The organism is Azospirillum sp. UENF 112521 (genome assembly GCF_058780665.1).
In genome coordinates, this window is record NZ_JBSNCI010000005.1 from 197,708 (window position 1) to 213,424 (window position 15,717).

Genomic DNA, 15,717 nt, shown 5'->3' on the forward strand with positions numbered 1-15,717 from the left:
CTTGCTGTCATTACCGACCACCGACGTTCGAGGAGACCTCCATGTCGAAGCGCGCTGCCGGCTTCGCCGCCGTAGCCGTCGTTGCCCTGCTGCCGTACGGTGCCCAGGCTGCCGGTCCGGCCTACAAGGACGTGGCGAAGAACTACGCCGACATCGCCCATGCCGCCTATGAGGACGCCACCAACGGCGCCAAGGCGCTGAAGAAGGCGGTGGACGCCCTGGTCGCCAACCCGACCGAGGACAATCTGGCGAAGGCGCGCGACGCCTGGAAGGCCGCCCGCGTTCCGTACATGCAGACGGAAGCCTTCCGCTTCGGCAATCCGATCGTCGACGAATGGGAAGGCAAGGTGAATGCCTGGCCGCTGGACGAGGGCCTGATCGACTATGTCGACGACGGCTATGCCGGCGGCGAGAGCAACCCCTACGCCAAGGCGAACGTCATCGCCAACCCGAAGATCACGGCCGGCGGCAAGACCATCAACGCCTCCAAGATCACCAAGGACCTGCTGACCGACAAGCTGCACGGCGCCGGCAAGGTCGAGGCGAACGTCGCCACCGGCTACCACGCCATCGAATTCCTGCTGTGGGGCCAGGATCTGCACGGCACCGGTCCGGGGGCCGGTGAGCGCAAGGCCACCGACTATGGCAAGGGCAAGGACTGCACCAACGGCCATTGCGACCGCCGGGTCCAGTATCTGAAGGTCGCCACCCAGATGCTGGTCGACGACCTGTCGGAAATGACTGCCGATTGGGCCGCCAAGGGCAAGGCGCGCGCCTCCATTGCCAAGGCTCCGGAGAGCGAAGGCGTCGGCCGCATGCTGACCGGCCTGGGTTCGCTGAGCTATGGCGAACTGGCGGGCGAGCGCATGAAGCTCGGCCTCATGCTGCACGATCCGGAAGAGGAGCATGACTGCTTCTCCGACAACACCCACAACTCGCACTATTACGACGAAGTCGGCATGGTGAACGTCTACAACGGCAGCTACAAGCGCACCGACGGCAAGACCGTCTCGGGCGCCTCGCTGTCGCAGCTGGTCGCCGCCAAGTCCGCCGACGCCGACGCTGCGGTCAAGACCGCCCTGGCCAACACCATGAAGGCGATGCAGGCGATCAAGGACACCGCCGACAGCGGCAAGATGGCCTACGACCAGATGATCGCCGCCGACAACGACGAGGGCAACAAGCTGGTGTCCGCCGGCATCGACGGCCTCGTCGCCCAGAAGAAGGCGCTGGAAGGCGCCGTCGCCGCGTTGGGCGTCTCGGTCGATGTCAAGGGCTCCGACAGCCTCGACGACCCGTCGAAGGTCGGTAAGTAAGCACGGCCTGCCCGGCTCCGGTCCCGCGCCCTCCCGCGCAGGACAGTTTCCCCCGAGCTTCCCTTCCGGGCCGACCCGGCGGGGGATGGCAAAGGGACCGGAGCCGGTCTTTATCCTGCCTGAAGTTTTTTGGACCGCCGTCATGCCGCATCGCCCCGCCCCCACCCTGTCCCGTCGCACCCTCCTGCGCGCCGGGGGCGCCGCCGTCGCGGCGACGGCGCTGGGCGGAACCGGCCTTGCCGCCCCCGATGCCGGCGCGCTGAAGGCCAGTCTCGCCGGCCCGACACCTGTCACCGCCGCCGGCGAGCTGGTCGAGGTCGAGTTGGTCGCCCGGCAGCGGATGCTGCGCATCCTGCCGGAACCGGCCGGGCTGTCGCCGCTGATCACCTATGCCGACAGCTTTCCCGGCCCGATCATCCGCATGCGCAAGGGCCAGCGGTTGCGCGCCACCCTGGTGAACGGGCTGGACGAGCACACCTCGGTCCACTGGCACGGCATCCGCCTGCCGAACCTGGAAGACGGCGTGCCCTATCTGACCCAGCCGCCGACCAAACCGGGCGAGCGCCACGTCTATGAATTCACCCCGCCCGATTCCGGGTCCTTCTTCTTCCATCCCCATTGCAACACGGTGGAACTGCTGGGCCGCGGCCTTGCCGGCGTCCTGATCGTCGAGGAGCCGGACGCGCCGAAGGTCGATGCCGACGTCGTCTGCCTGGTCAAGGACTGGCAGTTGGACAAGACCGGCACGTTCGGCACGTTCATGACCGACCGCGGCGCCTCGCGCGCCGGCACCTTCGGCAGCGTCTCGACCGTCAACGGCGCCATCGAGCCGGTGATCGAGGTTCCCGCCAATGGCGACATCCGCGCCCGTCTCTACAACATCGACAGCACCCGCGTGGTCGATCTGCGGGTTGAGGGGGCCGAGGCCTGGATCATCGCGGTCGACGGCAATCCGCTGCCGCCCCGCCCGCTGGATGGCTGGCCGATGGGGCCGGCAATGCGCATCGACGTGCTGTTCCGTGCACCCGCCAAGGCCGGCCAGACCCTGCGGCTGACCAATGTCTATTCGGCCGAACCCCGGCCGCTCGCCACCTTCCGCGCCGTCGGACCCGCCCGGCCCAACAAGCGGTTCAAGCCGCGCGCCCTGCCCGCCTCAGCCATTCCGGAGCCGGATTTGAAGGACGCGCCGATCATCCCGATGGCCTTCTCCGCCACTGCGGTGGCGCAGAGCTTCGACGCGGCGGCTCTGCCCGGCCTGCCCTATGCCGACGCGCTGTGCCTGTCGGCGAAGACCTTCTGGGCGATCAACCAGCAGAGCTGGCCGGAGGGCGGGCATGAACGCCTGCCGCCGCCGCTGATCACGCTGGAGAAGGGCCGGAGCTACATCTTCGAGCTGGCCAACCTGACGCCGCACCTTCACCCGATCCACATCCACGGCTACACCTTCAAGGTGCTGTCCTCCGATGCCCGCAAGGTGGTGCCCCACCATGCCGACACGGTGCTGCTGGAGCCGAAGGAGCGGCTGCGCGTCGCCATCAAGGCCGACAATCCCGGCGACTGGATGTTCCACTGCCACATCATCGAACATCAGGACACCGGCATGATGGGATACATCCGCGTTGCCTGATTTTATCAATTTCCGCAGCGTTTTCACCGCTGCGCTGCTTCTCGCAGCTCAGGCCACCCCTGTCACCGCCCAGGCCGCCGACAGCCTCGACAACCGCATCGGCGAGGCGCTGTTCCGCCGCATGTGGGTGGCGGCGCCCACCGCGACGCAGGCGGCGGACGGGCTCGGTCCGCTCTACAACGCCCGCTCCTGCGCCACCTGCCATCCGCGTGGCGCCGGCGGCCGGCCGCCCGATCCGGCGGTGAAGGACGACCAGGGCGTCGGCTATGCGATCAAGCTGAACGCCGATCCGGTCTATGGCCGGCAGATCCAGTCCAACGCCATTCCGGGCCAACTGGTCGAAGGCCGTCCCCGCGTCACCTACCGCGAGGAGACGGTCCGCTTCCCCGACGGCGAAACCGTCCGGCTGCGCCACCCGACGCCGGTGGTCGAGGATCTCGGCTATGGCCCGCTGGCCGAAACGACGGTGATGTCCGCCCGCGTGCCGCCGCGCGTTCACGGCATGGGCCTGCTCGACCGCATTCCGGCCGAGGCCATCGAAGCCGAAGCCGCCAAGCAGGCCGCCTCCGGCGGTCCGGTCGCCGGGCGGGTGAATTATGTGACGGTGGACGGCAAGCGGCAGGTCGGCCGCTTCGGCTGGAAGGCGATGCACCCCACCCTGGACCATCAGGATGCGGAGGCCTTCAGCCTGGATATTGGCATGTCGACCCCGGCCTTCCCGGAGCCCTGGGGCGACTGTACCCCGGCACAGACCGCCTGCCGCAACGCTCCCCACGGCGATTCCAAGCAGTTCGAGGGGCTCGAGATCCCCAGCACCGTCATCGGCCTGATCGACGGCTACCTGCGTGACCTGCCGCCCGACGGCAGCCTGGAGATGCCGAAGGACAAGGCCGGCACCGCGCTGTTCGCCGACACCGGCTGTGCCGCCTGCCACCGCCCGACCTGGCGCACGGGAGAGGATGCCGAGCATCCGTCGCTGTCCAACCGCGACATCTTCCCGCACAGCGACATGCTTCTCCACGACCTGGGCCCCGGGCTGGGCGACCGGCTGCCGATGGGCGAGGCTAACGGGTCGGACTGGCGCACCACGCCGCTGTGGGGCTTGAACCGGCTCGCGGCCAAGGATGGGCAGCTGTCGCTTCTGCATGACGGGCGCGCCCGCAGCGTCACCGAAGCGATCCTGTGGCATGGCGGCGAGGCGGAAACGGCGAAGGACCGCTTCAAGTCTCTGCCGGGCGAGGACCGGAAACGTCTGGTGCGTTACGTGCTGGGTTTGTAAAGGAAGGGCGGGGGGTTCGCTCCACGTTAAAGGCAGAAGGGATTGATCGTATGCGACGCCGCATAGTGCTGGGACTGATGTCGGCCGCCGCTGCCGTGGCGGCCCTGCTGCCGCGGACGCCGGCCTTCGCCGCCCGCCAGTCGGACAAGGATGCCGCCTTCCTGGGCGGCATGGTCCGCACCCATGCCCTGCCCCGCTTCGATGCGCTGGTGACGGCAGCCACCGCCTATGCCGATACGCTCGACCGTTTTGCCGCCGGCCCCACCGCCGCCGGGCTCGATGAGGCGCGCGCCGCCCATTTCAAGGTCACCGACGGTTGGGCCGCCGTGCAGCATCTGCGCCCCGGCCCGCTGACCATGAATCTGCGGGCCGACCGCATGTCGTTCTGGCCGGAGCGGCCGGGCGTGGTCCAGCGCCAGATCGGCCAGATCCTGCGCGACCATGATCCCAAGCTGCTGGAGCCCGGCGCGCTCGCCCGCCAGAGTGCCGCCGTCCAGGGGCTGACCGTGCTGGAGCGGCTGCTGTTCGACGAGGGCGTCACCGCCGACGGCTTCACCGGCAGCGATGCCAAGCAGTACCGCGCCAGGCTCGCCGCGGCCGCCGCCCGCAACATCGCCGCCATCGCCACCGATGCGCGCGACGGGTGGAAGGAGCTGGAGGCGCCCCTCGCCGCCGGACAGTCGACCGTTCTCGGCCCCAATGCTTCGGAAGCGGTGAACACGCTCTACGCCTCAGCCATCACCGCGATGCAGGTGGTGATCGACCAGAAACTGATCGCCCCGCTCGGCACGAGCATCGAGGATGCCAAGCCGACGGTGGTGGAGGCGCTGCGCAGCGGCCGGTCGCTGCGCAATGTCGTGCTGAACCTGGAGGGGCTGCGCGCCCTGCTGATGGGCGAGCATGGTGGTCCGGGTTTCGTCTCGCTGCTGCCCGCCAACGACGACGGCGCCACCGCCAAGCAAGCCATCGATGAAAGTTTCGCCTCCGCCATCAGCGCTGTCGAGGCGGTCCCCGGCCCGCTTAACAAGGCGGTCACCGATCCCGCCGCCCGCAAGAAGACCGAGAGCGCGCTGCGGTTGGTCAAGGCGGCGCGGGTGGAGATGCTGGGCACGCTGGCGCCGCTGCTGGACATCACTCTCGGCTTCAACGAATTGGACGGAGACTGACGATGGCGGTCGACCGCAGGAACATCCTGAGTCTGCTGGCCGGGAGGGTTTTCGGTGGGCGCGTGCTGTCAGGCGCCGGCCTGTCGGGTGGGCTGCTGGCGGTGCTGACGGGCAAGGCCCATGCCGCCGACGCCGACACGCTCTACCTCAACGCCTATGCCACCGCCGGGGCGGAGCCGAGCTTCGGCGTCGCCGCACTCGACCGCACCGGCAAGGTGCTGTTCACCACCGCCACCCCCGGCCGCGCCCATGGCATCATGCCCCGGCCCGGCATGGCGGAGGCCGCCGTCTTCGCCCGCCGGCCCGGCCGCTGGTTCCAGACGCTGTCGCTGGCGGACGGCACCCCCGGCCCGGTGGTGCGGGCGCCGGACGACCGCCGCTTCACCGGCCATGGCGACTATTCGGCCGACGGTCGCACCCTCTTCGTTGCCGAGGACGATGTGCCGCGCGAAGAGGGCGCCATCGGCATCTATGACGCCACCGACAATTACCGCCGCATCGGCGCCATCCCCACCCATGGGCTGGGGCCGCACGAGTTGATCCTGATGCGCGACGGCACGACGCTGGCGGTCGCCAACGGCGGCGTCATCACCCACCCCGATACCGGCCGGGCCAAGCTGAACCTCGACAGCATGGACAGCTCGCTGACCTATGTCGACGCAACCACCGGCAAGCTGCTCGACAAGGTCCGGCTGCCGGAAGAGCACGCCAACCTCGGTATGCGCCACATCGCCCTGCTCGAGGATGGCGGGATCGCCTTCGGCGTGCAGGACGAGCGGCCCATCGGCATGCTCCAGCCGCTGACCGGCGCCCACCGTCCCGGTGGCGGCGCCATCCGCCTGTTCGACACCCCGGAGGATGTGCTGTCGCGCATGCAGGGCTATATCGGCAGCGTGGCGTCGGACGGCAGAACCGTGGCGGCCAGCTCGCCGATGGGCGGGATCATCGGGCTGTGGGATGCGGCGAGCGGGGCTTGGCTGGGCTCCACCGCGCTGGCCGACGGTTGCGGTCTGGCGCCGAACGGCGACGGTTATCTGGCAACCAGCGGGCTCGGCGTGATCGAGCCGGTCTCGGTGAGCGCCGAGGCGGGACCGGAGCGCAAGGCGCCGGCCTTCCGCTGGGACAACCACCTGACGCGGCGCGTGGCCTGACGGAAGGCCTCGAGGCAGGGGGCGAGTTTTGCCCCCTGCCCGTTCGGCATCTCATGCCAGCAGCGCCGCCGCATGGTGGCGCAGATGGTCCTCGATGAAGGTGCTGATGAAGAAGTAGCTGTGGTCGTAGCCCGGCTGCATCCGCAGCGTCACCAAGTGACCGACCGCCTCCGCCGCGGCGACCAGCGTCTCCGGCTTCAGCTGCGCCTCTAGAAAGCCGTCGCGGTCACCCTGGTCGATCAGGATCGGCAGCCGCTCGGCGGCAGTCTCGATCAGCGCACAGGCGTCCCACTCCAGCCAGCGGTCGCGGTCGGGGCCGAGATAACGGCCAAAGGCCTTCTCGCCCCAGGGCACCGCGGCCGGGTTGACGATGGGGGCGAAGGCCGACACCGCCTTGTAGAAGCCCGGATGTTTCAGCGCGCAGACCAGCGCGCCATGCCCGCCCATCGAATGGCCTGCGACCGACCGCTTGTCGGTGACCGGATAATTTGCCTCGACCAGCGCCGGCAATTCCCGCGTCACATAGTCGTGCATCCGGTAATGGCGCGCCCAGGGCTGTTCGGTCGCATCGACATAGAACCCGGCGCCGAGCCCGAAATCCCAGGAATTGTCGGGGTCGCCGGGCACCCCCTCGCCGCGCGGGCTGGTGTCGGGAGCGACGATGGCGAGACCAAGCTCCGCCGCGACGCGGAAGGCACCGGCCTTCTGGGTGAAGTTCTCGTCGGTGCAGGTCAGTCCCGACAGCCAGTAGAAGACCGGCACCGTGGCGCCGGATTCCACTTGCGGCGGCAGAAAGATCGCGAAGGTCATCTCGCAATCCACCGCCGCGGACTGGTGCCGCACCCGCTTCAACCGGCCGCCGAAGACGCGGGTTTCCGACAGGGTGGTCAGGGGATCGGTCATGGAAGCGCCTTTTGAAAAACGATGGCCGGAAGGCTCCCTCCCCCGGTCCAGATAGAGGGAGCGAGGGAAAGAGCCAGCGTCACCTCACTGGTTGTACAGGATGACCGAGCGGATGCTCTTGCCCTCATGCATCAGGTCGAAGGCATGGTTGATGTCCTCCAGGCCCATGGTGTGGGTGATGAAGGTGTCCAGCTCGAATTCGCCGCGCAGATAACGCTCCACATACTCCGGTAGCTCCGACCGGCCCTTGACGCCACCGAAGGCGGAGCCGCGCCAGACGCGGCCGGTGACCAGCTGGAACGGACGGGTGGCGATCTCCTCGCCAGCGCCGGCGACGCCGATGATGACCGACTTGCCCCATCCCTTGTGGCAGCATTCCAGGGCGGCCCGCATCACCTTGACGTTGCCGATGCACTCGAAGCTGTAATCGACGCCGCCGTCGGTCATCTCGACCAGGACTTCCTGGATCGGGCGGTCGAAGTCCATCGGGTTGACGACGTCGGTGGCGCCGAGCTGCTTGGCGATCTCGAACTTCGACGGGTTGACGTCGATGCCGATGATGCGGCTGGCCTTCGCCATGGTGGCGCCGATGATGGCCGACAGGCCGATGCCGCCCAGCCCAAAGATGGCGACGGTCGAGCCCGGCTCCACCTTCGCGGTGTTCATCACCGCACCCATGCCGGTGGTGACGCCGCAGCCCAGCAGGCAGACCTTCTCAAGCGGCGCCGCCTTGTTGATCTTGGCGAGCGCGATCTCCGGCAGGACCGTGTATTCGGAGAAGGTCGAGGTGCCCATATAGTGGGCGATCTCCTTGCCCTTCAGTGAGAAACGGCTGGTGCCATCGGGCATCAGGCCCTTGCCTTGGGTGGCGCGGATCGCCTGGCACAGGTTGGTCTTGCCGGACAGGCAGAATTTGCACTTGCCGCATTCCGGCGTGTAGAGCGGGATGACGTGGTCGCCCACCGCCACCGACGTGACGCCCGGGCCGACCTCCACCACCACGCCGCCGCCCTCATGGCCGAGGATGCAGGGGAAGACGCCTTCGGAATCCTTGCCGGACAGGGTGTAGGCATCGGTGTGGCAGACACCGGTGGCGACGATGCGAACCATCACCTCGCCGGCCTTGGGGGCCGCGACCTCGACCTCTTCGATCTCCAGCGGACGGTTGGCTTCCCAGGCGACGGCGGCGCGCGACAGAACCATGTGGGTTTCCTTCCCCAAGTCGGATTGGTCCCGAGAACGGGTTTGCCCCGAAAGCGGGTTTGCCAATGAGGATTGGCATTTGATTTCCGCAGTGTAGACCGCGACCGGTCATTGCCAGAACGGCGATTTCGGGAATAGATTTTTGCCGTATGGGGATAATGGCCCGATGGCCCTGGGAGAATGTCCATGAGCGGCTGGGACGGCATCGACGAATTCATGGCGGTGGCCGAAACCGGCAGCTTCTCCCGGGCAGCGGAGCGGCTGCGCGTCTCCTCCTCCCATGTCAGCCGCAGCGTGGCGCGGCTGGAGGACCGGCTCCAGGCCCGGCTGTTCTACCGCACCACCCGCAAGGTCAGCCTGACCGAGAGCGGGCGCGCCTTCCTCGCCCGCTGCCGGCGGCTGGCGGAGCAGCGCGACGACGCCTTCCTGGCGGTGGGCGCCTTGCAGGGCGGCAGCGACAGCGATGTGAAGGGGGTGCTGCGCATGACCTGCGCCACCGCCTATGGCGAGCAGTTCGTCATGCCGCTGATCAACGACCTCATGGAGCGCCACCCGCAGCTGAGCATCGAGGTGGAACTGACCAACCGGCAGCTCGATCTGGTGCAGGAAGGCTACGATCTGGCGATCCGGCTTGGCCGCCTCAGCGAATCGAGCCTCGTGGCGACGCGCATCGCCCCGCGCGTGATGCATCTGTGCGCCGCCCCGTCCTATCTGGAACGCCACGGCAGCCCGGACAACCTGACCAGCCTCGGCTCCCACCAGTGTTTGGTCGGCACCTCCGACCACTGGCTGTTCGACGACAACGGCCAGGACTGGCTGTTCCGGCCGCGGGGCCGCTGGCGCTGCAACAGCGGCTTCTCGGTGCTGGACGCGGCTTTGCGCGGGTTTGGGCTCTGTCAGCTGCCGGATTATTATGTGCGCGGCCCGGTGGCCGAGGGACGGCTGGTTTCCCTGCTGGACCGCCACCGGCCGCCCAATACGGCGGTGTGGGCGGTCTATCCGCAGAAGCGGCATGTTCCGGCGAAAGTGCATGCGGCGATCCGGCACCTGAAGGACGGGCTGGCGCGGCGGCAGGAGTACCGGTGACGATAACGGGTCCGCTCAGCCGTGATGGCGCAGATAAGCGCGCGGGTTGCACTCCTCCCCCAGCGCCATGGCGCGGGCGCGGTGGATGTGCTGCATCAGCACGTCGCGGAATTCCTGCGCCGTCAGGTCGCTCCATTCCGGCGTCTCGTTGGCGAAGGTCATCTGCGCGGCGGTCGCCTCGAACAGGCGCAGCCATTCATCCGCCTTGCCGGCCGGATTCTCGTCCTTGCGGAACATCTCCGCCATCATCTTGGTCATCAGCGTGCCAAGGGCCAACAGGTTTACATGCAGAAGCATGTTGCCCAGCATCACATCAGGCTTTTCGTCGAGCATGGATCGGTCACTCCGGGCGATGTCATGACCGATCCCACGGGCGGAGCCGCAAAAGCTGGCGCGGATTCTTCGGGTGGAGAGAAAAAGAAAGCCCCTCCCCACGGAAGCGGAGAGGGGCCAGTTTCGGGAGGACGCCCGAGAGGAAAGGAATAGGGATCAGGCGTGCGCGCCGGCCTGCTGGACCACCGGCTTCGGCGCTGCGGCGGCGGCGACCGGCTTCTTCAGGATGCGCAGGGCGACGGCAGTCACCACCGTGCCGACCACCAGAGCCACCACATAGCCGAGCAGATGCGTCACTGCATTGGGGATCGGCAGGACGAAGACGCCGCCATGCGGCACCTTCAGCTCGGCACCAACGGCCATCGACATCGCACCGGTCAGCGCGCCGCCGATCATCAGCGCCGGGATGACGCGCAGCGGATCGCGGGCGGCGAAGGGAATGGCGCCCTCTGTGATGAAGGCGATGCCCAGGACCGCGGCGGCGTTGCCGGCCTCGCGCTCCTCTGCGGTGAAGCGGTCGGCGAACAGCTTGGTGGCGAGCGCCAGACCCAGCGGCGGCACCATGCCGGCGGCCATGGCGGCGGCCATCGGGGTGTAGACCTGGGAGGCGATCAGGCCGGTGGAGAAGGCGTAGGCCGCCTTGTTGACTGGACCGCCCATGTCGAAGGCCATCATCGCCCCGATCAGCAGGCCGAGCAGGATGGCGCTGCTGCCCTGCATGCCTTTCAGCCAGGCGCTCATCCAGGCCAGTGCCTCGGCGACCGGGGTGCCGACGACATAGATCATCAGCAGGCCGGTCAGCAGCGAGCCCAGCAGCGGCAGGATCAGGACCGGCTTCAGCCCTTCCAAATTGCGGTGCAGCTTGATGTGACGGTTGAGGAAGGCGGTGCCGTAGCCGGCGATGAATCCGGCGACGATGCCGCCCAGAAAGCCGGCACCGATGCTGCCGGCCAGCATGCCGCCGACCATGCCGGGGGCGATGCCGGGACGGTCGGCGATGGAGTAGGCGATGTAGCCGGCCAGCGCCGGCACCATCAGGGCGAAGGCACCCTTGGCGCCGATCTGGAACAGGGCATAGCCCAGCGTGCCGGCGTTGGATTCCTCGTAGACGTAGATGCCGCCCAGCGCGAAGGCCAGCGCGATCAGCAAGCCGCCCGTCACCACGAAGGGCAGCATGAAGGACACGCCGGTCATCAGGTGCTTGTAGGGGCCGGTGCGCTGGGCCGAGCGCTCGGCCTTGCCGGCGGCGACGGCATCGGCCAGCGGGACCGCGCCGCCAGCGGCGCCATGGGTCTTGGCCTCGGCAAGGGCACGGTTGACCAGGGCCTTGCCGTCGTTGATGGCGGGCTTGGTGCCGCTGAGGAACACGCGCTTGCCGGCAAAGCGAGACAGGTCGATCTGGGTGTCGGCGGCGATCAGAACGACGTCCGCCTCGCGGATCTCGTCGTCGGTCAGGGTGTCGCGCGCACCGACGGAGCCCTGGGTTTCCACCCGGACCTTGTGGCCGAGCGCGGTCGCCGCCTGCTGGATGCCCTCGGCCGCCATGAAGGTGTGGGCGATGCCCGTCGGGCAGGAGGTGATGGCGACGATCCGGCGTGGACCGGCTGCCGCATTTGCAGACGCGGAGGATGTGGACAACGCCTTTTCCAGCACGGCGGCGGGATTGCCCAGCACCTCGTCGAGCGAGGCGGTGCTGCGCTTCAGCGCGGCGAAGCGTCCGTCGTCGAAGTCGCCGCTGCCGACCAGCATCAGCCCGTCAGCCGCGGACAGTGCGGCGGCGTCGAGCGGAGACTGGATGCCGAGGCTGGTGCGAGTCTCCACCTGGATGCGGTGGCCGGCCTTTGCCGCCGCCTTGCGCAGGGCCTCGGCCGCCAGAACGGCCTGGGTGGTAAGATCGCCCGCTGCGATCACGGCCAACAGGGTCGCCATTGTTTCCTCCTGGCGGGTTCGAGCCCGCGCCTGTCACTGCGTTGATTTCAGTCCGATGGTGCCGGAAATCTCAATCGATCGGGGTCAGGGACACCTGGGCGGCCAGCGACCGCACCGTCGACGGATCGGGCAGGTTGGGGCCGAAACAGCCGAGCTTGGCGGCGGCGAAGGCCACCGAGAGCCGGGCGACATCCTCCAGTCCACCATCCTGCTGGAAGGCCGCGATCAGTCCGGCGACCATCGCGTCGCCTGCGCCGACGGTGCTGAGCGCCTGGACCGGCGGCAGCCGGCCGTGCAGGGCGCGGGCGCCATCCCCATCGCTACCGACGAACAGCGCACCGTCCGCCCCCAGCGACACCACCACCACCGACACGCCGCGGCGATGCAGATCGCGGGCCGCATCGAGCAGGTCGGCGTTCGTCGGCAGCGGCCGGCCGGCCCAATCCTCCAGCTCGTGCCGGTTTGGTTTGATGCAGTGGGGCAGCGCACCGGTGGAAGCCAGCGCCGCCGCCAACGGCGCCCCGCTGCTGTCCAGCACGACGCGGGCGCCGGCTGCCGCCAGATCGGCGGTTAGGGCGGCGTAGGTTTTGGCGGGCAAGCCTTCCGGCAGGCTGCCGGCAAGAAGCACCGGCGTGCCCGGCTCCACCAGCCCCAGCACGGTCTCGCGGACGCGGTCGACGGCGGCCGCATCGGCACTCAGGCCCGGCAGGTTGATGTCGGTCGTATCGTTGGCCGCGAGGTCGGCGATCTTGATGTTGACGCGCGTCTCTCCCGGCAACCGCAGGAAAGCGTCGGCGATGCCCTTGGCCTGGAACAGCGCCTCGAAAGGCGCGGCATTGCCGGTGCCGAGCAGGCCCGTCGCGGCCACCGGCGTACCCCAATCGGCGAGGCAGCTGGCGACGTTCACGCCCTTGCCGCCGGCATTGTGGCGAACCGCCTTGGCGCGATGGACACTGCCGGGCTTCAGCGCCTCGACCATGATGGTCTGGTCGATGGCCGGATTCAGCGTGACGGTGACGACTGACTTCAAGCCGGATTTCGTCATGACGCTTCCCCTTCCAGCGCCCGCACCTCATCTGACGATTCGCAATCCAGCGCCCGCTGGGCCAGCGCCCGCAGGCCGGCGAGGTCGCTGTCGCGCAGCTTGTCCTTGACGCCGGGGATGTCGCGCGGGGTCATCGACAGCTCGCGCACACCCAGCCCGGCCAACAAGGCGGCACCGAACGGATCGCCGGCGATGCCGCCGCAGACGCCGACCCAACGGCCGTGCTTCTCCGCCCCTTCCACCGTCAGGCGGATCAGGCGCAGCACCGACGGGTGCAAGCTGTCGGCCTCCGCCGCCAGTTCGGGGTGCTGGCGGTCGATGGCCAGCGCGTATTGCGTCAGGTCGTTGGTGCCGATGGAGAAGAAATCGACATGGCGGGCCAGCACGTCGGCCTGGATGGCGGCGGCCGGCACCTCGACCATGATGCCCAGCGGCACCGCCGGGGCGTCCAGTTCGGCCCGTATGCGGTCGCAGACGGCGCGCAGCGTCTCGATCTCGCGCAGCGTGGTGATCATCGGGAACATGATCAGCAGGGCGCCCGGCTTCGCTCCCTTGGCGGCGCGGTAGAGCGCGCGCAGCTGCGGCTCCAGCAGTTCGGGATGGCGCAGCAGCAGGCGGGCGCCGCGCACGCCGAGGAAGGGATTCTCCTCATGCGGCAATTGCAGATGCGGCACCTGCTTGTCGCCGCCGATGTCGAGCGCGCGCACGATCAGCGGGCGGCCGTCCAGCGCCTCCAGCATGGCGCGGTAGGTCTCATACTGCTCCTCTTCGCTGGGCGCATCGCCGCGCTCGAGGAACAGGAACTCGGTGCGCATCAGGCCGACGCCCTCGCCGCCCTGCGACAGGGCCATCGCCACCTGATCGGGACGGTTGACGTTGGCGCCGATCTCCACCGTGTGGCCGTCGCGGGTGCGGGCAGGCAGGCTGCGCCGCTCCTCCTGCTGGGCCTTTTTGACACGCTGCTCGTCGATCCAGCCATGGGCGGCGGCGATGTCGGTGTCGGAGGGGTCCAGATAGAGGCGGCCGGACTGGCCGTCGAGGATGGCGGTGGTGCCGTTGGCGAGCCCGGTCAGTGCCGCACCGCCTGCGACCATCGCCGGCAGGCCCAGCGTGCGCGCCAGGATGGCGGTGTGGGAGGTCGGGCCGCCCTGCGCCGTCGCCAGACCGATGACGCGGCCCATGTCGAGGGCTGCGGTGTCGGATGGCGACAGGTCGTCGGCGACCAGGATGCAGGGGGTGTCCGGCAGGTCGCGGATGGAGCCGCCCCGGAGGTCCGGATCGATGCGGGTCAGCACCCGGCGGCCAACATCGCGCAGGTCGGCAGCGCGGCCGGCCAGCACCGGGTTCGGGTTGGCGGCGAGCTTGGCGGCACTGCGCTCCACCGCCTCGTTCCACGACCAGCCGGGACCGTGCCCTTCGACCATCAACTGGCAGGCCAGCGTGATGACGTCGGTGTCGTTCAGAAGCTCCGCCTGGGCAGCGAAGATGCCGGCCTCGGCCGGTCCAAGCCGGCGGGCGGTGTCGTCGGCCAGCGCCTTCAGCTGCTGGCGCGTCAGGTTCAGCGCCTCATGCAGGCGGTTGCCGCCCTCCAGCAGCGGGGCCGGACGGTCGGGAACGGTCAGGTCGGCCTTCGGCATCACGTGGACCGGGCCGATGGTCAGGCCCGGGCTGGCGCCGATGCCGACAACCACGGGCATCTCGCGGCCGCCATTCGTGCCGCCGGCGGCCGGCGGGGTCCAGCCTTGCACCACGGCCTTCGCCTTGCGCGCCGCGGCGGCGGCGTCCGCCTTTTCCCGTGCGCTGAGGCCGGTGATGGTGGCGCGCAGCCGGTTCAGCACCGCGCGGGCGTCGGGCCCGTCAGTGGACACGGTGATGCGGTCGCCCGGACGCAGGCCCAGCTGCAGCAGCGCCACCAGCGTCTTGCCGTCGGCGCTCTCCCCGCCATGGCGGACGCGGACCCGGCCGGACGCGGCCCGGGCGCTCTCGACCCAGGCGGCAGCGGGGCGGGCATGCAGGCCGGTCGGATAATCGACCACCCACTCGAAGCTCTCGGCAAGGTCGCCGGCATCGGCGGTGGAGGGGGCCGGCGATGCGGTCTCGTCGGACAGCGCGGCGACGAGATCGGCGGGGTTGCCGGTGGTGAACAGGGCGGTCAGCCGCGCCTCGTCCTGCATCAGGCGGGTCAGGCGGCGCAGGATGGCGATGTGGGCGTCCGACTGGGCGGCGATGGCGACGACGAGACGGGCGGTCTGCCCGTCGTTCCACACCACGCCGTCCGGCACCTGCAGAATCGCGATGCCGTTGCGGCGGACCAGATTGCGGTCGTCCACCATGCCGTGTGGGATGGCGACGCCATGTCCGAGGAAGGTGTTCGCCACCGTTTCGCGCCGGATCATGCTGTCGGCATAGGCGGGGTCGATGCAGCCCGCGGCGATCAGCAGCTGCGCCGCCTCGCGGATCGCCGCCTCCTTGCCCGCCGGAGCGGCGCCGAGGCGGATCAGATCGGGGGGAAGGCTCAAGGGGTGCGTGTCGGTGAGCATGGCGACCGTCTCCTCCGCGGGCTTTTGTTTGTGCTGTTGAACCAAGTGAAAACGATTACAGTTCGGTTGTCAACGCTTGTTGCGTTGCAACATATGGGTTTTCCTGGATGAATGGCTTGTCAGTCGGACAAAAATGAAG

General features: G+C 68.9%; 12 protein-coding genes. 6 read left to right on the forward strand and 6 right to left on the reverse strand.

Features of this window, described 5'->3' with window-relative positions; translation table 11 throughout:
* Positions 1-41: 41 nt before the first annotated feature.
* The 5 genes from ACWPN8_RS25875 (at position 42) to ACWPN8_RS25895 (ending at position 6,539) form a co-directional block, all read left to right on the forward strand.
* Positions 42-1,316 (forward strand): imelysin family protein, encoded by a 1,275-nt coding sequence (locus ACWPN8_RS25875; RefSeq protein ID WP_492242816.1) that lies wholly within the window; start codon positions 42-44, stop codon positions 1,314-1,316.
* 142 nt (positions 1,317-1,458) lie between these two features.
* Entirely contained in the window at positions 1,459-2,943 is a 1,485-nt protein-coding gene (locus ACWPN8_RS25880) for a multicopper oxidase family protein (protein WP_492242817.1), read from the forward strand.
* Positions 2,936-4,222, forward strand: a complete 1,287-nt coding sequence (locus ACWPN8_RS25885; RefSeq protein WP_492242818.1) for a di-heme oxidoredictase family protein — start codon at positions 2,936-2,938, stop codon at positions 4,220-4,222. Before ACWPN8_RS25880 ends, ACWPN8_RS25885 begins: the two co-directional genes overlap by 8 nt.
* A gap of 50 nt (positions 4,223-4,272) precedes the next feature.
* Positions 4,273-5,388 carry an imelysin family protein gene (locus ACWPN8_RS25890; RefSeq protein ID WP_492242819.1) on the forward strand — a complete coding sequence of 372 codons (1,116 nt, stop codon included), beginning with the start codon at positions 4,273-4,275 and terminating at the stop codon, positions 5,386-5,388.
* A gap of 2 nt (positions 5,389-5,390) precedes the next feature.
* Positions 5,391-6,539 (forward strand): DUF1513 domain-containing protein, encoded by a 1,149-nt coding sequence (locus ACWPN8_RS25895; protein ID WP_492242820.1) that lies wholly within the window; start codon positions 5,391-5,393, stop codon positions 6,537-6,539.
* Between the two features lie 51 nt (positions 6,540-6,590).
* Here ACWPN8_RS25895 and fghA read toward each other — a convergent pair whose 3' ends face one another.
* Both fghA and ACWPN8_RS25905 read right to left on the reverse strand, forming a co-directional pair.
* Positions 6,591-7,442, reverse strand: a complete 852-nt coding sequence (gene fghA, locus ACWPN8_RS25900; RefSeq protein ID WP_492242821.1) for an S-formylglutathione hydrolase — start codon at positions 7,440-7,442, stop codon at positions 6,591-6,593.
* Between the two features lie 84 nt (positions 7,443-7,526).
* Complete coding sequence (locus ACWPN8_RS25905; RefSeq protein WP_492242822.1) at positions 7,527-8,645, reverse strand: S-(hydroxymethyl)glutathione dehydrogenase/class III alcohol dehydrogenase; 1,119 nt, start codon at positions 8,643-8,645, stop codon at positions 7,527-7,529.
* Between the two features lie 186 nt (positions 8,646-8,831).
* Here ACWPN8_RS25905 and ACWPN8_RS25910 point away from each other — a divergent pair, with 186 nt between their 5' ends.
* Positions 8,832-9,731: a LysR substrate-binding domain-containing protein gene (locus ACWPN8_RS25910; protein WP_492242823.1), complete on the forward strand. Its 900-nt coding sequence runs from the start codon at positions 8,832-8,834 to the stop codon at positions 9,729-9,731.
* 15 nt (positions 9,732-9,746) lie between these two features.
* Here the strand turns inward: ACWPN8_RS25910 and ACWPN8_RS25915 are convergent, their stop codons facing one another.
* From ACWPN8_RS25915 to ptsP, 4 genes are all read right to left on the reverse strand, one after another.
* Complete coding sequence (locus tag ACWPN8_RS25915) at positions 9,747-10,064, reverse strand: hypothetical protein (RefSeq protein ID WP_492242824.1); 318 nt, start codon at positions 10,062-10,064, stop codon at positions 9,747-9,749.
* A gap of 156 nt (positions 10,065-10,220) precedes the next feature.
* Positions 10,221-11,993: a PTS fructose transporter subunit IIC gene (locus tag ACWPN8_RS25920; protein ID WP_492242825.1), complete on the reverse strand. Its 1,773-nt coding sequence runs from the start codon at positions 11,991-11,993 to the stop codon at positions 10,221-10,223.
* Between the two features lie 70 nt (positions 11,994-12,063).
* A complete protein-coding gene (pfkB, locus tag ACWPN8_RS25925; protein ID WP_492242826.1) occupies positions 12,064-13,038 on the reverse strand; it encodes a 1-phosphofructokinase in 975 nt (324 codons plus the stop codon).
* On the reverse strand, positions 13,035-15,578 hold the full coding sequence (gene ptsP / locus ACWPN8_RS25930) for a phosphoenolpyruvate--protein phosphotransferase (protein ID WP_492242827.1): 2,544 nt from the start codon (positions 15,576-15,578) through the stop codon (positions 13,035-13,037). Before ptsP ends, pfkB begins: the two co-directional genes overlap by 4 nt.
* Positions 15,579-15,717 lie beyond the last annotated feature (139 nt).